This window comes from Microbacterium sp., from assembly GCF_047607465.1.
Lineage (GTDB): Bacteria > Actinomycetota > Actinomycetes > Actinomycetales > Microbacteriaceae > Microbacterium.
In genome coordinates, this window is sequence record NZ_JASGCY010000046.1 from 17,488 (window position 1) to 36,660 (window position 19,173).

A 19,173-nucleotide genomic window follows, 5' to 3' on the forward strand; every position below is an offset into this window, starting at 1 on the left:
CGGGACCGAGCAGCTGGCTCTGCACATGCACGGGCTCTGACGGGCGTGTCAGCGCAGCGCGCTGATCGCGGACTCGCAGCGCTCCGCCATGACGTCGACGCTGAAGCCGTCAGCCCCATGCGTCGCAGCGCGGCGAGGAAGCCCCCGCATGATCGGGCGCAGTCGCTCGAGATAGTCAACGACGGCAGGCGGTTTCACACCGAACAGGCTGAGCGCGTCGGCCGTGAGAAACGCGTCAAGCCCGAGGCGGCGCTCACCGAACAACCCGAGTTGGTGCACATCGCCCTCCCCCGATGGCTCGGGATTGACATCGAACGCAGGCGACAAGGTCCACGATGCTCCCCGTCGCAGAAACCCGTGGTTGCGTAGATGATCGTCGACGTTCCCGACGAGCACGCCGAACACCGCGCGTCGCCACAGCTCACCGGCATCAGCACCGGAGATCCGGGCGAAATCGACGACGTCCATCCAGTCTCCGCCCGCGCCGTCCTCGGCTTCCAAGGCCGTCAACGCGGAGATGTACGGGATCCGCCTACCACCGGCCGCGCGATCGAACCGTCGCAGGAGAAGCAGTGTGCGCCGGCTCCCATCCAGCGTCACCGATGCCGTCCGGTGCTCCGGGATGGAGATGCCTGCCTCTTCCATCGCATCGAGCATCGCCGCTTCCCACGCCATGACGTTCCAAGCGTCGCCGACAGGCTTCGGAAACTTCGCCAGCCACAGCTCCGCCCCGATCCGCACGTTGGCCTTCGGCCGTGCACCACCCAGCGACCCAGTGGCTCTGAAGAGGCGACGAACCGCGACGGGGTCGATGTCCGCTTCGCCGCGCTCGACCTGATCGGCGACCCTGAGCAGATCGGCGAGGTCCGTCTCCGCGGGCACGCCATCTCCGTCGGCGACAGCGAGGCCATCCGACCAGAATCGAGTGGCTCCTTGGCGACCCTCATCATTGACGCCGAGCATGAGCGTGAGCTCATCGAGCTTGCGACCCGCCGCACGGATCTGCACCTTGCGGCCCCATGTGTCCGGCGCGGAATCGCTGAACGGGTTGTTCGGCCGCAGCGGCTGCGGCCCGGCGAACAAGCCCAGCGCGGGGGCGAGCGCGAAAGCCGCGCGGGAGCGCAGATAGCCGGAGTCGTACTCGAAAGAACCTGCAGCCCGGCTGCGATAGATCCTGCCGGCGAGAACCTCCTGCCCGCCGACGACCGTCGTCACCTCGTACACGTCAGCCATCACGGCGCACTCGCACACGCTCTGGGAGCTTCTCATCGAGCATCATCCGCCCGCGCTCCGTGTTGAAGGGATCGGATGCCGCCACCACGGCATCCATGAGGCCCAGCACGCGCATCACCCGCAGCGTGATCTCAAGGGAAGCGCCGTCGCCGTTCTCGAGCTTGCTGATGGTGGGCGGCGTCGTGCCCGCGCGTTCCGCGACCATCTTCGCCGTGAGTCCCAGCAGTTTGCGCTGGTTCACGAGGTTCTGTCCGATCGCACGCATCGAGCGCTTCACAGAAACGGGAGTCATCGACATCGAACCATATTACAACGCGGAATATTTATCTAAAATGGATTTAGAACAACTATCCTTTATTCTAAATGCCCGCCGCCCAGCCCCGCACCCAGCGGTCGAGCCGGGTGTAGGCGTCTTCGCGCGCCTCGTGCCGTGAGAGGAAGACGTCGTGCAGCGCACCATCGATCCGCTCGATGGTCACGCTCGCGCCGAGCTTCAACGACGCCCGCGCGATGTCGTCGACGACGAGCACGCTGTCGGCCGCGGTGAGATCCTCCGACCATCGCGTCGGCGTCGCCGACCGCGACGACAGGAGCACGCACACCGGTGCGTCGATGCGCAGCCCCGCCGCGACCTGGGCGTGACCGGCGAGAATCGCGTGGAACCAGCCCGCATGCACCGCGTTCGACTGCGCCGGACGCCACTCGAGGTTCACCTCGACGGGGTCCTCCGGGTCGGCGACCTCCTGCTGCGCCCGGGTGTAGAAGCCGAGATCGATCTGAGGCGCGGCCTCCAGCGGCGCCCGCCGCGCCCGGTACTCGGCGACCGGCGCGAGCAGCGGGCGCGCCAGGGCGACCTGGAGCTCCAGCCACGGACTGTTGAGGATGACGGCATCCGCCACCCCCGGATGCCGCGACGCCCACAGGCTCAGCGTGAGACCGCCGGTGGAGTGCCCGAACAGCACGAGACGACGAGCGGATGCCGCGCCCTCCGCGCCGCGTCCCATCGCCTCGAGCGCCGCCGCGATGTCCTCGTCATAGGTGGCGAGATCGTTGATGTACCCGGGTGTCTGCCCCGGTCTGAGGCTCCGGCCGTACTTGCGCAGATCGAGCGCGTGGAACCGGGCGCCCCTGGCCGTCCAGAACCGCGCCAGACGCTTCTGGAAGAAGTAGTCCGACCAGCCATGCACGTACAGCACATCGACGTCGTCGAGCGGGCGCTGCGGCGCCAACGGGTTCCGCAGGCGTCCGATCGGCCGCTCCCACCACCGCGGCGGCCTCGGCAGCGCGCGCACGAGGGTGGCGACGACCGGGCCCTCCTGATCCTCGCCGAGCTCCAGCGTCAGTTGGGTGAACTCGTCGCCGAGGACGTCGGGGATCCAGTCGGGCATGCCGCTACTCGCCGCGCGAGACCCGCACCATCTCTTCACGCGGGACGACCTTGATGCGGGCGCGATCCTGCGCCGAGCCGAGGGCGATCTCGTGCTCGTCGAGGCGGTGCCAGCCCTCGAGGTCCGTCCAGCGCACCCCGCGCTCGGCGAGTAGCGCGGGGATCGCGTCTTCGGACGGATCCTCAGGGTGCCACCACGAGCCCTGATCGTTGATGAGGTGTCGAACGGTCTCCATGGCGTCGGACTTCGTGTGGCCGATGAGACCGACAGGCCCGCGCTTGATCCAGCCGGTGGCGTACACGCCGGGGACGTGCTCGTTGGAGTCCTTGGCGAGCACCTGGCCCTCGCGGTTGGGGATCACGCCGTGCTTCTCATCGAAGGGCACACCCGGCAGCGGCGAGCCGAAGTAGCCGACAGCGCGGTAGAGCGCCTGCAGCGGGATCTCGCGCAGCTCTCCCGTGCCCACAGCACCGCCCTGGCCGTCGGGCTTCGTGCGCTCGTAGACGAGAGCGGCGACACGCCCGTCATCGTCGGTGCGGACCTCGACCGGGCGCGCCCAGAAGTGCAGGTGGAGTCGGCGGGATGCCGTGCCGCCTTCGTTGCTCGCGTCGCCTCTGGCGTCATTGACGGACGGGCGCTTGCGCCACGACTGCAGCACGCGGTCGATGACCATGACCTGCTTGTTGCTGGCGATGGCATCCTTCGACGCCTCGTCGTAGTCGAAGTCTTCGTCGTAGACGACCATGTCGACGTCGCGAAGCTCACCGAGCTCGCGCAGCTCCAGCGGGGTGAACTTCACCTGCGCTGGCCCCCGGCGCCCGAACACGTGCACGTCGGTGACCGGGCTCGCCTTCAGCCCCTCGTAGACGTTCTCCGGCACCTCGGTGACCAGCAGGTCCTCGGCGTGCTTCGCCAGCATCCGCGCCACGTCGAGGGCGACGTTTCCGTTGCCGAGCACGCCCACCGAGGCGGCGTCCAGCGGCCACTCGCGCGGCACGTCCGGGTGGCCGTCGAACCAGCTCACGTAGTCGGCAGCGCCGTAGGAGGCGAGCGCGTCGATGCCGGGGATGTCGAGGTCGGCGTCGCGGATCGCGCCGGTGGCGAAGATCACCGCGTTGTAGTGCTTCTTGAGATCGTCGAGCGTGATGTCCTCGCCGAAGCGGACGTTGCCGAAAATGCGGATGTCGCCGCGGTCGAGCACCTCGCGCAGCGCCGTGATGATGCCCTTGATGCGCGGGTGGTCGGGGGCGACGCCGTAGCGGACCAGACCGTACGGCGCCGGCAGCTGCTCGAACAGGTCGATGGAGACGTCGAAGGTGCGCTCGGCCTTCAGCAGGATGTCTGCGGCGTAGATGCCGGCGGGGCCCGCACCGACGATGGCGAGTCTGAGCTTGGTCATGAGGGTCCTTTCGTCGCACCGCGCGTGCGCTGCGGTGCGGGATCAGCGGGAGCGCTCGGCGAGGGACTCCGCGAAGCGGGTGAGCGCCTCGCGCACCGTGCCCTTGGGCAGCGGGGCGAGAGCATCGATCGCGTCACGGGTCCAGGCGAGGGCGAGGTCGAGGGTCTTCTGCGTCGAGGCGTGGTCGCGGAGCTGGGCGAGCGGACCGTCGAGGATCGAGGGGTCGGCGCCGTCGGCGATGCGGGCGACGCCCTCGTCGATGCGAGCGGCGAGGGCGGCGGATGCCGGATCGGCCTCGGCCTTCAGCAGGAGGTACGGCATGGTCGGAACGCCCGCCCGCAGATCGGTGCCTGGCACCTTGCCGGTGTCCTCCGGCTTCGACGACAGGTCGATCACATCGTCGAGCAGCTGGAAGGCGACGCCGATCTTCTCGCCGTACACGCGCATCGGCTCCTCGAACTCGGCCGGCGCGTGCGAGAAGATCACACCGGCCTGAGTGGCGGCGGCGATCAGCGAACCGGTCTTGTCGGCCAGCACCTGGATGTAGAACTCGATCGGGTCGTCACCCGGCTGAGCACCGAGCGTCTCGTGCATCTGGCCGAGGACGAGCCGCTCGAAGGTGTCGGCCTGCAGGCGGATCGCCCGGTCGCCGTGCCGCGACATGAGCAGGCTCGCACGCGAGAAGAGGATGTCGCCGGTGAGGATGGCGACGTTGTTTCCCCAGACCGTCTGCGCGGCGGGAACCCCGCGGCGGCGGTCGGCGCCGTCCATGACGTCGTCGTGGTAGAGCGAGCCGAGGTGGGTGATCTCCAGCGCCTTGGCGATGTCTATGACGGCATCCGTGTTGCCATCGCCGAGCTGCGCGGCGAGCAGCGTGAGCACAGGGCGGATGCGCTTGCCGCCGGCCTCGTAGAGGTAGCGGCTGGTCGCGTCGGCGAGTGGGTCGGCCACGCGGACGTCCTCGGCAAGCCCCGTCTCGACGCGCTCGAGGCCGTCTTCGATGGCGTGGGCGATGCGGCGCGCAGCAGGACCGATGAAGATGCGGTCACTGAAGCCGAGTCGGCTCGCCAGTCGCGAACCCGGGACGATGGGGCTCGAAGTCACGGTGTCCAGCCTACCTGGCGCTGTCATTCGGGCTTGCGGGCCCGATGCAGGGCGACGATGCCGAAGGACAGGTTGCGGTAGGCGACATCGGTCCAGCCGGCCTCGCGGATCCAGGCGGACAGCGTGCGCTGGTCGGGCCAGTCGCGGATCGACTCGTTCAGATAGTCGTAGGCGTCGCCGTTGGTACCAGCGATCCTGGCGACGCGCGGCAGCACCTGGGCGTTGTAGAACCGGTAGGCGCTGCGGAACAGGCCGTTCGGCGGGGTGGAGAACTCGTTGATCACCATCCGCCCACCGGGCTTGGTGACCCGCAGCAGCTCGCGCAGCGCCTTCTTCGGGTCGTTCACATTGCGCAGCGCGTACGACATGGTGACGGCGTCGAACTCGGCGTCCGTGAAGGGGAGGTCTGTGGCATCCGCCTGGACGAAGGACAGATTGCGCATGCCGCCGTGCCGGCGCTCGCCCTCGGCGAGCATGCCTGGCGAGAAGTCCGCCGCGACGACCTGCGCGCCGCTGCGGGCGAGGGAGGCGGACGACGAGGCGGTCCCCGCGCCGAGATCGAGGATGCGCTCCCCCGGCTTCGGGGCGACAGCGCGGGTCGTCGCGGCGCGCCAGAGCGCGTCGTTGCCGACGGTCATCGCGGTGTTCGTGCGGTCGTAGCCGCGGGCGACCTGGTCGAACATGCCGCTGACGCTGGCGGGGTCCTTGCCGAGGTCGGCGCGGTTGGGCTCGTGCGCGGTCATGCTTTCGAGTCTAGGCGGGAGGCCGAGGGCTTCGAGGCGGTCGAGCCAGACGTCGGCGGTGGCGTCGTCGAAGGGCGGGAGCTGCGCCCGCACCCGCCGTTCCAGATCGAGCGCGAGCGCTTCGAGGTGCGCCATGACGTCGGCGGGATAGCCGTACCGGGCGCTGTGCTCCGCCCACTCGTCGCGGTCGTCGACCCAGGTGCCGCGCTCGCCCTCGACGCGCACGACGTCGAGGTCCATGTCGACACCGGTCGCCCGGGGCTCGTCGGACGACCAGGCGAGATCCCAGGCCAGGTCGATGTAGATGCGCATGCCCTTGGGGTGGGCGCGGTTGACGGTGAGCGCGTAGTCGGTTCCGGTTCCGGTTCCGCTTCCGGTTCCGGTTCGGGGGACGAGGGTGACGTTCACGCTCCCGGTGACGAACTCGCGCCCCGGGCGGGCGCTGCGCCATCCGATGGGTTGCCCGACCCAGTCGCCCCACTCATCGGCTCCGAGGTAGACGCACTCGTGCCGCCAGTGCGCAGACCCGTCCCACTTGCGCCACTGGAAGATCATGAACTCGCCGGGGGCCGGTCGCGCATCCGTCATCCCGCCAGCCTATGCCGGACGCCCCCTCTCCCCTCTCCCCTCCCCCTTCCCCCCTCCGCCGAGAAACCATTTTCGGCTTGAGACACCACCCAGCCAGGGGTGTCTCGGGCAGGAAGTGGTTTCTCACCGGAAGTAGGGTGGGAGGGTGAGCATGAGGCTGGTCGTCGAGACCCGCGAGATCGACCCCGTCGAGGATCTTCTGGCGTACGCCGACCCCGCCCGGCCCCTCGCCTGGCTGCGCCGCGGCGACGGCATCGTCGCGGCAGGCGACGAGGTGGTCACGACAATCCGCATTCCGGCAGGCACGGATGCCACACGCTCGGCGATCATCGCCACGGCCTGGCGCAAACTGGCGCAGGATGCCGCGATCGACGACGCCCTGCAGCTCCCAGGCACCGGACTCGTCGGCTTCGGAGCGCTGACCTTCGACGAGGACTCCGCGGCCGACAGCGTGCTCGTCATCCCCTCCACCATCATCGGCCGCCACCGCGGACGCAGCTGGCTCACCAGCATCCGCTCTGCCGATTCCGCCGCCATCGCGGATCCGCCGACGGCGAGCGCGTACGGACCGCACTGGGCGGGCACTCTCGGCCCCGGCGCGCAGAGTCCGCAGCGCTACCAGGACTCGGTGCGCGGCGCGCTCGCCCGCATCGCCGACGGCGAGTTGAGCAAGATCGTGCTCGCGCGCGACCTCACCGGCAGCATCCCGGCTGGCTCCGACCTGCGCCGCCTCGTGCGCGCCCTGTCGACCGGCTACCCCGACACCTGGGCGTTCGCGGTCGACGGGCTCATCGGCGCGAGCCCCGAGACCCTGGTCACCGTCAAGGACCGCACCGTCACCGCCCGGGTGCTCGCCGGCACGATCGGACGAGGAGCGGATGCCGACGCCGACACCGCAGCGTCCGCCCATCTCGCCTCGAGCACGAAGGACCTCGACGAGCACGGATACGCCGTGCAGAGCGTGCTCGCCGCGCTCCGGCCGCACACGCGGGCGCTCGCAGCGAGCGAGCAGCCGTTCCTGCTGAAGCTGCCGAACCTCTTCCACCTCGCAACCGACGTCGAAGGCGAGCTCGCCGATGGCGAATCGGCGCTGGACCTCGTCGGCGCGCTGCATCCGACGGCGGCGGTCGCGGGCACGCCAACCCCCGCGGCAATCGCGGCGATCCGCGAGCTCGAGCCCTTCGACCGCGGCCGCTACGCGGGCCCCGTCGGCTGGGTCGACGCCGCAGGCAACGGCGAATGGGCGATCGCGCTGCGCTGCGCGCAGTTCGCGCCAGCCCGCGACGAGATCGCGGTCACCGCCTACGCCGGCGCGGGCATCGTCGCGGGTTCCGACCCGGAGTCGGAACTGCTGGAGACGCGGGTGAAGTTCCGACCGCTCGTCGACGCGCTGGCCTGAGAAGCGCGCTCGCCTGAGAGGGATCCGCGCTCAGGTCGCGGCGAGGCGGATCTTCTCGGCGTCGACGTCGAAGTCGGCCACGGGCCACTGCGGGTCGATGCCCTCGAGAGCCGCCAGCAGCAGCTCCTGCACGGCTAGGCGCGCATACCACTTGCGGTTCGCGGGGATCACGTGCCACGGTGCGGACGCGGTCGAAGTGCGCTCGAACACGGTCTGGTACGCGGCCATGTAGTCGTCCCACAGCATCCGCTCGTCGACGTCGCCCGGGTTGTACTTCCAGTGCTTGTCCGGGCGGTCGAGGCGCTCCATGAGCCGCGCCTTCTGCTCGTCGCGCGAGATGTGCAGCATGACCTTGACGATGCGGATGCCGGATGCCGTGGCGCGCGCCTCGAAATCGTTGATGGCCGCGTACCGCCGTTCGATCTCCTCTGGTGGCGCGAAACCCCGCACCCGTGCGATGAGCACGTCCTCGTAGTGCGACCGGTCGAAGACGCCGATGAACCCCGGCGCCGGAAGGCGCGGCTCGATGCGCCACAGGAAGTCGTGCGCGCGCTCCTCGGCGGTGGGCGCCTTGAACGCGGCGAGCACGATGCCTTGCGGGTCCACTCCCCCGACGACGTGCTTGACGATGCCGCCCTTGCCCGCGGAATCCATCGCCTGGAGCACGAGCAGCACCGCATCCTTCGCCTCGCCCGCACGGCTCTGCGCGTACAGGCGCTCCTGCAGCTCGCCGAGGGCGGCGAGCCCGGTGCGCAGATCGGCCTGCCCTTCGGCCTTGTCTCCGCGATAGCCGGGCGTCCCGTCGGGGTCGACGTCGGCGAGCCGGAATCCTTCGCCGACCTGAAGCCCGTGGGTCCACTGGTGCGCGTTCATCTGCCCATGATGCCAGTCAGCGCGCCAGCGGAACCTCGATCAGCTGACGGCGCGTCTGCGGGGTCGTCAGCACCTGATCGAGCGCGGCACGGGTCCTCACCCGATGGAACTCCCACCCGTATGCGCCGGCGAGGTGCTCGAGATCGACGTCGTGCGGCGTGTAGAACGCGCGATCCAGATCGGATGCCGAAGCGGACGATGCCACCTCGAGACCGTCGAAGATCGTCCCCCCGCCGTCGTTGCCCACGATCACCTGCATGCGCGGCGGCGTCTCATCCGGCGGGAGCAGGAGCGCGCCGACGTCGTGCAGGAAGGCGAGGTCGCCCAGCAGCACCCGGGTGACCCCGTGCGCGCCCTCGGCCTGCGAGGCGATCGCAATGCCGGTGGCGGTGGCGACGGTGCCGTCGATGCCGGCCAGCCCCCGGTTCGCGTGCACGGGCACCTTCTTGCCGCCGAGCACCGCATCGGCGACGCGCACGAGGCGCGACGAGCCGAACACGAGCCGATCGTGCGGCCACGTCGCCCGCCACACCGCATCGACGAGCAGCTCGCGATCGAGCGGACGGCGCACGGCGTCCAGTTCGGCGCGCACCGCACCGCGGCGGGCGGCGAAGTCCGTCGAGGCGAGTGCGTCGGGGTCGGGGGCGGCTTCGCTGAGATCGACCGCGCGGGCAGCGGATGCCGTCATCCACGCGCCCAGCCAGGCACGCGCCTCGGCCGCGGCGCCGTCGGCCCCTGCAGCCGCGCCGACAGCGACGGATGCCGCCGCCGTCGTGCGCCCGTTGAGGTTCAACGCCTCGCCGCCGTGGCGCACGGCGATCACCTCGACATCGGCGCGACCCAGCAGCCGCGCAGCCTCGCGGCTGAGGGTCGGATGCCCGAACACCACGGCACGCTCGATGCGGCCGCCGAGTTCCGGCTCGTTCAGCAGCTCGCGGTAGCCGTGCACGAGACGACGGCCGAACCGCGCGCCGCTGACGATCTCGGCGATGAGCGGCCAGCCGCCGACGTGCGCGAGCTCTTCGGCGGCGGCACCGGCGTCCGCACCAGCGATCACGACCGTGCGGGGGCCGCGTTCGAGGACGACGGCGGCACCGCGCGCCTGCGTCGGAGCCGCCCCCGGTGTCACCTCGATCTCGGGCATCGCGCCAGACAGCGGCTCGCGGGTGGGAAGGTTGAGGTGCACGGGACCCGCCACTCCCGCGCGCTCGGACGCCGAGACCCCGCCTCCTCCGGCATCCGCCCCGCACGCCTGCGCGACCGCGGCGCCGGCGAGGCCGGACCAGTCGCCGTCGCCCGGCACCGGCGCGTCGATCGCCCACCGCACGAACGACCCGAACAGTCCTGGCTGATCCGTCGCCTGGTTCGCGCCGACGCCGCGCAGCTCTGGAGGACGGTCGGCGGTCAGCAGCAGTAGCGGCACGCCGGAGTGGAACGCCTCCATGACCGCTGGGAGCAGGTTCGCCACGGCCGTTCCCGAGGTGCACACGAGCGCGGTCGGCACCCCGGTCTCGCGGGAGAGACCGAGGGCGGTGAAACCGGCGACCCGCTCGTCGATGCGCACGTGCACCCGGAGGAGTCCTCGACCATGGAAGTGCACCGCGGCGAGCGCGAGCGCCTGGGAGCGGGACCCTGGGGAGAGCACGAGGTCGCGCACGCCGTGCCCGATGAGGTCGGCGAGGAGCGCGACTGCGGCATCGGTCGCGGGCGAAGCGGTCACGACCGCGAATCCGCCGCGTCGCCCTCGTCGTCGAGCCGCGCGAGCTCCGCCTCGAGCTCGGCGATCCGCGCGTCCTGCTCCTTCTTGTCGATGCTGCGGAGGAACTCGGGGTCGTCGTCTGGCGCGAAGGCGCGGGCCGGGCGCTCATCGGCCCTGCGGCGACCGAGCGTGAACCAGAGGATGCCGCCGATGACGGGGAGGAGGACGACGATCGCGATCCAGACCCCCTTGGGCACACCGCGATGCCGCGTCGCTGGCTGCACAGCGCAGTCGACGATGCTGAACACCCAGAACACGGCGGCCAGGAAGCCCCCGACGATCAACACTCTCGCCACGTCTTCAGTGTAGGCGCGTCTGGCGACCTGGAGACCGCGATCGGGAAGGGAGCGCGGGGCTAGGCTCCGACCGGCACGCGCCCTCCCGACACCCCGAGCAGATCGCGCAGCGTTGCGTCCTCCTCGTAGGAGGTGCGATAGGTGCCGCGCTCCTGCAGCAGCGGGATCACCCTGTCGGTGAACTCGTCGAGGCCGTGCGGGATGAGGTGCCCGACGATCGTGAAACCGTCGGTCGCCCGCTCCTGCACGTAGCGGTCGATCTCCGCCGCCACGTGGTCCGGGGTACCGACGAAGGTGTGGTTCGCGGTGAGCCGGATGACGAGCTCGCGGATGCTGAGCTTCTCGGTCTCGGCGATCTCGCGGAGCTTTGCGATGCGGCTGCGCACTGCGGCGTGCCGGTTCGCGAACCCCTGCGCGCTCTCCGGCCCCGTGTCCGGGTCGACGTCGGGCAGCGGGCCGTCGGGGTCATAACCGCTGAAATCGCGGTTCCACACCTGTTCGAGATAGGTGATCGCGGTCTCGGGCCGCACCTGCGCGAGCGCGATCTCGCGCGAGCGCTCGCGGGCCTCTTCGAGCGTGTCTCCGAGGACGAACGACACGGCGGGGAGGATCTTGAGGTCGTCTTCGGCGCGCCCTGCGGCCGCGAGGCGGCCCTTGACGTCGCGGTAGAACTCCTGCGCATCGGCGAACTCCGTGTGCAGCGAGAAGATCACGTCGGCGTGCGCCGTGGCGAAGTCGCGGCCGTCGGCGGAATCTCCCGCCTGCACGATGAGCGGCCGCCGCTGCGGCGAGGCCGGCACATCGAACACCGCGTCGATGTCGAACAGGTCGCTCGTGTGGGTCACGCGGGCGATCGCATCCTGCCGCAGGAACTCCCCCGTCTCCTGGTCGGCGACGATCGCGTCTTCTCGCCAGGAGCCCCACAGCCTCTTCGACAGCTCGGCGAACTCGCCGGCCCTGCGGTAGCGGTCGGCGTGGTCGAGGTAGCCGCCGCGGCGGAAGTTCGCGCCGTGGAAGGCGTCGGAGCTGGTGACGGCGTTCCAACCGGCCCGACCATTCGAGAGGTGGTCGAGCGTGCCCAGCTGCCTGGCCAGCTCGTAGGGTTCGTTGAAAGTCGTGCTCAGCGTGCCGACGAGCCCGATGTGCTCGGTCACCGCCGCCAGCGCCGCGAGGATCGACAGGGTGTTCGGCCGCCCCAGCACATCGAGGTCGTGGATGCGGCTTCGGTGCTCGCGCAGCCGCAGACCCTCGGCGAGGAACAGATAGTCGAACAGGCCGCGCTCGGCGCCCCGGGCGAAGTACTCGAAGGAGGAGAAGTCGATCTGGCTGCCCGCGGACGGATCGGTCCACACTGTCGTGTTGTTCACGCCGGGGAAGTGCGCGGCGAGATGGATCCGGCGGCTCATGCGAAGACCTCCTGGGCGGCGTAGCGGCTGGACGGGCGGGGAAGGCCGAGTCGCTCCCGCAGGGTGGGCGCGCCCTCGTCCTCGTGCAGAAGTCCCGCCGCGGCGAGGCGCGGCACGACCTGCCCGGCGACGGCGAGGAGGTCGGCAGGGAGCCGGGCGGGGCGCAGGCGGATGCCGTCGATGCCGGCCTCCGCGAGGGCGCGGATCTCCGCCACGACCTCATCGGCGGTGTCGGCGACCACCCGTGCGTCCGTCGCGATCGGCGATCTCTCCTCGAGCCGGTTCCAGGCCTCGGCGGCTTCGGCGGCGGTGTCTTCGACGAGCACCAGCAGATCGGCGAAGACCCGCAGCGGCTCGGGCTCCTGGCGCACCTCGTCCGCGGCGGCGGAGACCTCGGCGATGATCGCCGTCGCATCCGCCGCGTCACGCGGGGTGACGAAGACGACATCGGCATGCTCGGCGGCGAACCGGTAGGGCACGCTCTGGTGCGCGAGCGCGGTGATCAGCGGCTGGCCCTGCGGCGAGCGCGGCACGATGGACGCCCCGGTGATCGAGAAGAACTCCCCCTCGATGTCGACGTTGTGGATCCGCTCCCGGTCGAGGAAACGGCCGGTCTCGACGTCGCGGATGATGGCGTCGTCCTCCCAGGAGTCCGCGAGCCGGCGGATCGCGTCGACGACCTCGCCCGCCTCGCGGAACGCCGCCTCCCACGCGGGGTCATCCTCGACGCGGCCGGATGCCGGGAACCCGACGGGCCCGTCGGCGCGACGGCCGAAGTTCGCCCGCTCCGACACCGAGGAGCCGGCCACGATGCGGGCGCCGGCGCGACCGCGGCTGGCGTGGTCGAGGGTCTGCAGACCGGTGGCGAGGTGGAAGGGCTCGGGGTGCGTGGTGGTGACGGTCGGCACCAGACCGATCCGGCGGGTGAGCGGGGCGAGGAAGGAGGCGACGAGCACCGCGTCGAGGCGTCCCCGCACGCGGTCGCGGCGGGTCGCGGCATCCGTCTCTGCACTCGTGCCCTCGAGCGACAGCGCGTCCTCGAGGGTGACGAAGACGATGCCGGCGTCATCGGCGGCGCGCACGAGGTCGCGCCAGTAGGCGGGCGAGGTGAGCTCGCGCGGGCGCGCTGAGTCCTCGCGCCACGCGGCGGGATGCCAGCCGGCGCCCTCCAGCGCCACGGCGATGTGCACCTTCTCGGTCATCTGTCTTTCCTCTCGTTCACCGGGGCTCGTTCACCACGACCGAGGCCCCGCGACGGTGGAGTCCACCACCGGCAGCACCTCGGCCCGGAAGAGCTCGAGGCTGTCGATCCAGGCCTCACGGGTCCAGTGATCGGGGTGCCCCGGAATGGAGATCGCGCTGTAGCCGTAGGCCTCCTGGTAGGCGGCGAGCTTGTCGATCACCTGCTGCGGGCTGCCGACCAGTGCGGCGCTGCGGGCGAGGTAGTCCTCGAAGGAGTGGAACAGCACCGAGGAGTCGAAGTCGTTGTAGGTGTCGACCCGGCTCGCGAAGAACTTCTCGTAGACAGGACGGAACGCCTCGACGGCATCCTGCGATCGTTTCGTGACGAACAGGGTGAACCCAGCGCCGACGAGGGCGTCTGCGGGGTCTCGCCCTGCAGCGGCCCAGGCCGCACGGTAGTGCTCGACGAGCGGGCGGTAGCCGTCGACCGACTTCTGGAAGTTCGCCACCCAGATCGGGTCGCCGTACTCGGCGGCGAGCTCGACGGTCTGCGCGGAGGTCGAGGACCCGTGCCAGATGCGGACGTGCTCCTGCAGCGGGCTCGGATGCACGCGCGCGGCGCGCAGCGGGGTGCTGCGGATGCGCGGGGCGTCCGCCGGCGGTTCCCAGTCAACGGGCTCGCCCGACCAGATCGCGCGCAGCAGCCGGTAGTTCTCCCGCTGCACCTCCCCTGCGTCGTCGCGCTCGATGCCGAACAGCTCGGTCTGCTCCGGTCCGTTGCCCTTGCCGACGATGAGCTCCAGCCGTCCGCCGGAGAGCAGATCGAGGGTCGCGTAGTCCTCGGCGACGCGCACCGGATCGAGCACGGAGAGCAGCGTGACCCCGGTGAAGAGCTTGAGCGTCGTGGTGCGCGCGGCGATCGCCGAGAGGATGACGGGCGGGGAGCTGGACACGAAGGGCGCGTGATGGCGCTCGCCCACGGCGTACCCGTCGAAGCCCAGCTGCTCGAACAGCACGGCGTTGTCGACCACGCCGTCCAGGCGCTCCTTCGCCGTCGCCGTCGTGCCGTCGGCGCGAGGGGTGTTCGCGATGATGTCGAGACCGATGACCCTGACCATGCCCTCAGCCTCAGCCCGCGAGCACACGGTCGGCGGCGGGGGTGCGCACGAAGAGGAACGTGGTGTGCCGGCGCAGGGCGAAACCGAGACGCTCGTAGACGCGGATCGCGCCGGTGTTCGTCGCCGCCGCGTGCAGCAGCGCCCGATCCCCTCGTTGCTGGATGTGGAAGGCGACGTCGAGCACGAGACGGGAAGCGATGCCCTGACCGCGGTGCTCGGCATCCGTCGCGACCGCGCTGATCTCGGTCCATCCCTGCGGATGCAGGCGCTCCCCCGCCATCGCGATGAGCCGCCCGTCCCGGCGGATGCCGACGTAGCGCCCGAGCTCGTGGGTGCGCGGGCGGAAGGGGCCCGGTTGGTTGCGCTCGACCAGGGCGAGCATCTCAGGCACGTCATCGGCGCCGAGCACGATCGCCTCCTCGTCGGGGCGCGGCTCGAGAGCGTCGGTCTGCACGAGCTGCACTCCCGCTCCGCGTCCGAGCTCCTCCCACCCCGCAGGCAGCTCGGGGTCCGCTCCGGAGATGCCGACCTCCTCACCGGGGCCGACGAGGTCTGCCAACGCCTGCCACACCGCAGGGTCGTCCCAGGTGCGCACCGCGACGAACGGAGCGATATCGCCGGGATAGCGGCGCACGAGATCCCCGCCGATCGCGAAGGAGGAGTGCGGGCCCGTGAGCGCATGCCACGCCGGGTTGTCGAGGACGTCGTCGATGGGCGTGTGCGGCATGGGAGGGTCCCTTCAGGTGCAGCGGATGCTGACGGCCGGATGCCGTGTCGGGTGGGAGTCCCACGTTAGGAGCCTTCGCGGCAGCACCGGCCGCCGAGCATCCGACTGTGTCTTCCGGTGACGTAACGCGACGATTGTTGACGGCCTGCGTCAGCGCATGACCGCCCGCGTTGGCCGCCTCCGCCATCGGATGTGAGCATGACGGATCGGCACGCGCCGTCCCGTCGAACACCCGAAAGGAGCCCCGGATGCCTCAGCACGCACCCCGAGCGGCGATCGTCCGCTACGTCGCCTCGCGACTCGGACAGGCGCTGATCGTGCTCTGGGCCGCGTACACGGTGTCGTTCATCGTGCTGTACGCGCTGCCGAGCGATCCGGTGGCTCTGCTCGCCGGCGGCGAAGCCACCGACATCACGCCGGAGCAGCTGGCCGCTCTGAACGCGCAGTACGGCCTCGACCAGCCCCTCGTGGTGCAGTACCTCCTGCGCCTGGGCGGTGTGCTCACGGGAGATTTCGGCAGCTCGATCGCAACCGGCCGCCCCGTGGCCGAGGTGATCGGCGAGGCCATCCCGCCGACACTGCAGGTCGCCGGCCTCGGCTTCCTGATCGCGGTGCTCGCCGGGGGTGGCCTCGCTGTGCTCGCCACCTACGTGCGCAGCTCCACGCTGTCGACCTTCCTGCTGGGGCTGCCGCCGCTCGGCGTCGCGATCCCCGCGTTCTGGTTCGGGCTCATGCTCATCCAGTGGTTCTCGTTCCAGTTGCCGATCTTCCCCGCCATGGGCGACAAGTCCTTCGCCTCGCTGGTGCTGCCTGCGATCACGCTGGCGCTTCCGACGGGTGCGATGATCGCGCAGCTGCTGTCGAAGAGCCTGGAAACCTCGCTCGGCGAAGCGTACATCGACACCGCACGGGCGAAGGGCGCCGACCGCCGCCGCGTGCACCTGCGTCATGCGCTGCGCAACGCGGCGCTGCCGGCGATCACGATGACCGGCCTGATCATCGGGCAGCTGCTCAGCGGCACCGTGGTCACCGAGACCGTGTTCTCCCGGCCGGGCATCGGCCGTGTCACGGCGTCGGCCGTGCAGCAGCAGGACATCCCGGTCGTGCAGGGCATAGTTCTCTTCGCCGCCGCAGCCTTCATCCTCGCCAATCTCGCGGTCGACCTCGTCTACCCCCTCCTCGACCCGCGCATCCAGCTGACGGCGGCGCCGCGCCGCCGTCAGGCCTCGGCGAGCGCACCCGCCGCGGCGGCGCCCGAGAGCGCCGTGACCGTACCTCCCTCCATCGACGCCGCACTGGAGGCCGCCCGATGAGCGAGACGACGGCCCTGCTCCCCGACAGCGCCCAGCGCTCGTCAGACGGCTTCGGCGCGACCTCCGCCAACCGCTTCGATGACGCGGTCGCCGACCGCGCCTCCCGCAGCGGCGCAGCGGCGTCGTGGCGGAACAGGATCGGCTGGTTCGCCCGGCGTCCCGCAGCGACCCTCTCGCTGCTCTGGCTGCTCGTCGTCATCGTCGCGGCCCTGTGGCCAGGCATCCTCGCACCCGGCGACCCGCTCGCGGGCGTCCCCGCCGAGAACCTGCAGGGGCCGTCGGCCGAGCACTGGTTCGGCACCGACCAGATCGGGCGCGACCTGTTCACCCGTGTGGTGCACGGCACCTCGCTGACGATCAGCGCCGCCTCGATCGCCGTCGCGGTCGGACTCGTCGCTGGTTCCGTGCTGGGCCTTGTCAGCGGTTTCGCCGGAGGGCGGACGGATGCTGTGATCATGCGCGCCGCCGACGTGCTGCTCGCGATCCCCAGCCTGCTGCTGTCCCTCGCGATCATCACCGCCCTCGGCTTCGGCACCGTCAACGTCGCGATCGCGGTCGGCATCGCCAGCGTCGCCTCCGTGTCGCGCATCATGCGCGCCGAGGTCATCAAGGTGCGAAGCTCCGCCTACATCGAAGCGGCCCGCGCCTCCGGCAACGGCTGGCTCCGCGTGCTCGTGCGCCACGTGCTGCCGAACTCGACGGGACCGGTGATCGTGCTCGGGGTGCTGGAGTTCGGCGGGGCGATCCTCGCCGTCTCCGCGCTGAGCTTCCTCGGCTACGGCGCCCCCGCCCCCGCGCCCGAGTGGGGCGCGCTGGTCTCCGGCGGCCGCGACTTCCTCCGGGGCTCGTGGTGGCTCACGACCCTCCCCGGCCTCACCATCGCCCTCACCGTGCTCGCCGCGAACCGGCTCGCGCGAGGACTCGACTCCGAAGGGACGAGCCGATGAACGCCCCGACCTCCCTGCTCGACATCGACTCCCTGTCGGTGACCTACCGCACCTCGCGCGGACGCATCCAGGCCGTGCGCGATGCGACCCTGTCGGTCGCTCCCGGCGAGACCGTCGCGATCGTCGGCGAGTCCGGATCGGGCAAGTCCACCACCGTGCACTCTGTGATCCGCCTGCTCCCGGATGCCGCGCAGATCGCCTCGGGGGCGATCCGCTTCGACGGCGTCGACCTCGCGACGGCCTCGGGGCCCGCCCTGCGCGCCGTGCGCGGCCGCCGGATCGGCTTCGTGCCCCAGGACCCCACGGTGAGCCTGAACCCCGTCACGCGCATCGGCGCCCAGGTCGCCGAGGTGCTGCGCGTGCACGGTCTCGCCGACCGGCGAAACGCCGCCGAGCGCGCTGTGCAGGCGCTGGAGCGCGCGGGGCTGCCCGATGCCGCGCTGCGCGCCCAGCAGTACCCGCACGAGCTCTCCGGCGGCATGCGCCAGCGCGTGCTGATCGCGATCGCGATCATCGCCGATCCGGACCTCATCATCGCCGACGAGCCGACCAGCGCCCTCGACGTGACCGTGCAACGCCAGATCCTCGACCACCTCGACCGGCTCAAGCGCGAGCGCGGCGCGAGCCTGCTGCTGATCACGCACGACCTCGGTGTCGCGGGCGACCGCGCCGACCGGATCGTCGTGATGTCACAGGGTGAGATCGTCGAGGAGGGCACCCCGGAGCAGGTGCTGCTCACCCCGCAGCATCCGTACACCCGCCAGCTCATCGCCGCAGCGCCGAGCCTCAACGCGCGGCGCGAGCCGATCACCTCCGCAGAGCGTCCGCCGCTCGTGCTGCAGGGACGCCCCGGCGATCCGTTCGCGCCCAGGGAGGCGGTTCCGGATGCCGCGACGAGCGCGGAGCCCGTGCTCGAGGTCGCCGGCCTCGTGAAGGAGTTCGCGGTGCCCGGTGCGAACGGCGCCGTGCAGCGCGCCGTCGACGGCGTCGGCTTCCGCATCGACCGCGGGCAGACACTCGCTCTCGTCGGCGAATCCGGCTCTGGCAAGACCACCACGGCGCGTCTCGCGCTGCGCCTGGCCGATCCGACCACTGGCAGCGTGCGCATCGACGGCGTCGATGTCACCGGACTGCGCGGAGCGGGCCTTCGTCAGTTGCGCCGGCGCATCCAGCTCGTGCAGCAGAACCCGTACGCCGCCCTCAGCCCTCGGCTGACGATCGAGGAGATCGTCGTCGATCCGCTCAAGGCGTACCGGCTGGGCACGAGCGCGCAGCGTCGCACCCGCGCCGCCGAGCTCATCGACGTCGTGGCGCTGCCCTCATCGGTGCTGCACCGCAAGCCCGCCGAGCTGTCCGGCGGTCAGCGGCAGCGGGTCGCCATCGCCCGCGCCCTGGCGATCTCACCCGAGCTCATCGTGCTCGACGAGCCGGTCTCCGCCCTCGACGTGTCGATCCAGCACCAGATCCTCACCCTGCTCGACGCGATCCAGCGGGAGTTCGGGCTCAGCTACCTCTTCATCTCCCACGACCTGGCCGTGGTGAGGCAGATCGCCCACACGGTCGGCGTGATGCAGCGCGGTCGGCTCGTCGAGCTCGGCTCCGCGGAGGAGATCTTCGAGAACCCGCAGGCCGAATACACCCGCACGCTGCTCGACGCGATCCCCGGCCGATTCCTGGCCACCCACTGACCCGCACACC

17 protein-coding genes are annotated in these 19,173 nt (G+C 70.8%); 4 read left to right on the forward strand and 13 right to left on the reverse strand.

Annotated features, from left to right (window positions below; translation table 11 throughout):
- Positions 1–48 precede the first annotated feature (48 nt).
- From QM568_RS05690 to QM568_RS05715, 6 genes are all read right to left on the reverse strand, one after another.
- Positions 49–1,269, reverse strand: a complete 1,221-nt coding sequence (locus QM568_RS05690) for a type II toxin-antitoxin system HipA family toxin (RefSeq protein WP_415136715.1) — start codon at positions 1,267–1,269, stop codon at positions 49–51.
- Positions 1,226–1,531, reverse strand: a complete 306-nt coding sequence (locus QM568_RS05695; protein ID WP_415136717.1) for a helix-turn-helix domain-containing protein — start codon at positions 1,529–1,531, stop codon at positions 1,226–1,228. Before QM568_RS05695 ends, QM568_RS05690 begins: the two co-directional genes overlap by 44 nt.
- A gap of 61 nt (positions 1,532–1,592) precedes the next feature.
- The gene (locus tag QM568_RS05700; RefSeq protein WP_415136719.1) at positions 1,593–2,621 is read right to left on the reverse strand and encodes an alpha/beta hydrolase; all 1,029 of its coding nucleotides are present in this window, start codon (positions 2,619–2,621) and stop codon (positions 1,593–1,595) included.
- A gap of 4 nt (positions 2,622–2,625) precedes the next feature.
- Complete coding sequence (locus tag QM568_RS05705; RefSeq protein WP_415136721.1) at positions 2,626–4,020, reverse strand: FAD-dependent oxidoreductase; 1,395 nt, start codon at positions 4,018–4,020, stop codon at positions 2,626–2,628.
- Positions 4,021–4,062: 42 nt separating this feature from the next.
- A complete protein-coding gene (locus QM568_RS05710; protein WP_415136723.1) occupies positions 4,063–5,124 on the reverse strand; it encodes a polyprenyl synthetase family protein in 1,062 nt (353 codons plus the stop codon).
- A 23-nt stretch (positions 5,125–5,147) separates the two neighbouring features.
- Positions 5,148–5,867, reverse strand: coding sequence for a class I SAM-dependent methyltransferase (locus tag QM568_RS05715; RefSeq protein ID WP_415136809.1), 720 nt, complete (start codon positions 5,865–5,867; stop codon positions 5,148–5,150).
- 739 nt (positions 5,868–6,606) lie between these two features.
- On the opposite strand from QM568_RS05715, the gene QM568_RS05720 reads away from it, so the two are divergent.
- Positions 6,607–7,854 (forward strand): isochorismate synthase, encoded by a 1,248-nt coding sequence (locus tag QM568_RS05720; RefSeq protein WP_415136811.1) that lies wholly within the window; start codon positions 6,607–6,609, stop codon positions 7,852–7,854.
- A gap of 30 nt (positions 7,855–7,884) precedes the next feature.
- Here the strand turns inward: QM568_RS05720 and QM568_RS05725 are convergent, their stop codons facing one another.
- The 7 genes from QM568_RS05725 to QM568_RS05755 are packed head-to-tail and all read right to left on the reverse strand — an operon-like array spanning position 7,885 to position 15,215.
- Positions 7,885–8,727: a polyphosphate kinase 2 family protein gene (locus tag QM568_RS05725; protein ID WP_415136725.1), complete on the reverse strand. Its 843-nt coding sequence runs from the start codon at positions 8,725–8,727 to the stop codon at positions 7,885–7,887.
- 16 nt (positions 8,728–8,743) lie between these two features.
- Positions 8,744–10,447, reverse strand: a complete 1,704-nt coding sequence (gene menD, locus QM568_RS05730; RefSeq protein ID WP_415136727.1) for a 2-succinyl-5-enolpyruvyl-6-hydroxy-3-cyclohexene-1-carboxylic-acid synthase — start codon at positions 10,445–10,447, stop codon at positions 8,744–8,746.
- On the reverse strand, positions 10,444–10,782 hold the full coding sequence (locus QM568_RS05735) for a PLD nuclease N-terminal domain-containing protein (protein ID WP_415136729.1): 339 nt from the start codon (positions 10,780–10,782) through the stop codon (positions 10,444–10,446). The genes menD and QM568_RS05735 overlap by 4 nt, the downstream gene beginning before the upstream one ends.
- Before the next feature lie 59 nt (positions 10,783–10,841).
- On the reverse strand, positions 10,842–12,188 hold the full coding sequence (locus QM568_RS05740) for an NtaA/DmoA family FMN-dependent monooxygenase (protein ID WP_415136731.1): 1,347 nt from the start codon (positions 12,186–12,188) through the stop codon (positions 10,842–10,844).
- The gene (locus QM568_RS05745; protein ID WP_415136733.1) at positions 12,185–13,390 is read right to left on the reverse strand and encodes an LLM class flavin-dependent oxidoreductase; all 1,206 of its coding nucleotides are present in this window, start codon (positions 13,388–13,390) and stop codon (positions 12,185–12,187) included. The genes QM568_RS05740 and QM568_RS05745 overlap by 4 nt, the downstream gene beginning before the upstream one ends.
- A gap of 30 nt (positions 13,391–13,420) precedes the next feature.
- Positions 13,421–14,488, reverse strand: a complete 1,068-nt coding sequence (locus QM568_RS05750) for an LLM class flavin-dependent oxidoreductase (protein ID WP_415136735.1) — start codon at positions 14,486–14,488, stop codon at positions 13,421–13,423.
- A 10-nt stretch (positions 14,489–14,498) separates the two neighbouring features.
- On the reverse strand, positions 14,499–15,215 hold the full coding sequence (locus tag QM568_RS05755) for a GNAT family N-acetyltransferase (RefSeq protein ID WP_415136737.1): 717 nt from the start codon (positions 15,213–15,215) through the stop codon (positions 14,499–14,501).
- Positions 15,216–15,463: 248 nt separating this feature from the next.
- On the opposite strand from QM568_RS05755, the gene QM568_RS05760 reads away from it, so the two are divergent.
- From QM568_RS05760 to QM568_RS05770, 3 genes are read left to right on the forward strand one after another with little or no spacing between them, the layout of a single operon-like run.
- A complete protein-coding gene (locus QM568_RS05760) occupies positions 15,464–16,528 on the forward strand; it encodes an ABC transporter permease (protein WP_415136739.1) in 1,065 nt (354 codons plus the stop codon).
- The gene (locus tag QM568_RS05765; protein WP_415136741.1) at positions 16,525–17,475 is read left to right on the forward strand and encodes an ABC transporter permease; all 951 of its coding nucleotides are present in this window, start codon (positions 16,525–16,527) and stop codon (positions 17,473–17,475) included. Before QM568_RS05760 ends, QM568_RS05765 begins: the two co-directional genes overlap by 4 nt.
- Positions 17,472–19,163: a dipeptide ABC transporter ATP-binding protein gene (locus QM568_RS05770; RefSeq protein WP_415136743.1), complete on the forward strand. Its 1,692-nt coding sequence runs from the start codon at positions 17,472–17,474 to the stop codon at positions 19,161–19,163. The genes QM568_RS05765 and QM568_RS05770 overlap by 4 nt, the downstream gene beginning before the upstream one ends.
- Positions 19,164–19,173: the final 10 nt, after the last annotated feature.

What these genes read in the sequence shown, in the direction of transcription:
- QM568_RS05770 (WP_415136743.1), top strand. Translation starts at nt 17,472, where the DNA reads ATGAACGCCCCGACCTCCCTGCTCGACATCGACTCCCTGTCGGTGACC.
- QM568_RS05750 (WP_415136735.1), bottom strand. Translation starts at nt 14,488, where the DNA reads ATGGTCAGGGTCATCGGTCTCGACATCATCGCGAACACCCCTCGCGCC.
- QM568_RS05755 (WP_415136737.1), bottom strand. Translation starts at nt 15,215, where the DNA reads ATGCCGCACACGCCCATCGACGACGTCCTCGACAACCCGGCGTGGCAT.
- QM568_RS05725 (WP_415136725.1), bottom strand. Translation starts at nt 8,727, where the DNA reads ATGAACGCGCACCAGTGGACCCACGGGCTTCAGGTCGGCGAAGGATTC.
- QM568_RS05690 (WP_415136715.1), bottom strand. Translation starts at nt 1,269, where the DNA reads ATGAGAAGCTCCCAGAGCGTGTGCGAGTGCGCCGTGATGGCTGACGTG.
- QM568_RS05740 (WP_415136731.1), bottom strand. Translation starts at nt 12,188, where the DNA reads ATGAGCCGCCGGATCCATCTCGCCGCGCACTTCCCCGGCGTGAACAAC.
- QM568_RS05745 (WP_415136733.1), bottom strand. Translation starts at nt 13,390, where the DNA reads ATGACCGAGAAGGTGCACATCGCCGTGGCGCTGGAGGGCGCCGGCTGG.
- QM568_RS05700 (WP_415136719.1), bottom strand. Translation starts at nt 2,621, where the DNA reads ATGCCCGACTGGATCCCCGACGTCCTCGGCGACGAGTTCACCCAACTG.
- QM568_RS05695 (WP_415136717.1), bottom strand. Translation starts at nt 1,531, where the DNA reads ATGTCGATGACTCCCGTTTCTGTGAAGCGCTCGATGCGTGCGATCGGA.
- QM568_RS05705 (WP_415136721.1), bottom strand. Translation starts at nt 4,020, where the DNA reads ATGACCAAGCTCAGACTCGCCATCGTCGGTGCGGGCCCCGCCGGCATC.
- QM568_RS05715 (WP_415136809.1), bottom strand. Translation starts at nt 5,867, where the DNA reads ATGACCGCGCACGAGCCCAACCGCGCCGACCTCGGCAAGGACCCCGCC.
- QM568_RS05765 (WP_415136741.1), top strand. Translation starts at nt 16,525, where the DNA reads ATGAGCGAGACGACGGCCCTGCTCCCCGACAGCGCCCAGCGCTCGTCA.
- QM568_RS05720 (WP_415136811.1), top strand. Translation starts at nt 6,607, where the DNA reads ATGAGGCTGGTCGTCGAGACCCGCGAGATCGACCCCGTCGAGGATCTT.
- QM568_RS05760 (WP_415136739.1), top strand. Translation starts at nt 15,464, where the DNA reads ATGCCTCAGCACGCACCCCGAGCGGCGATCGTCCGCTACGTCGCCTCG.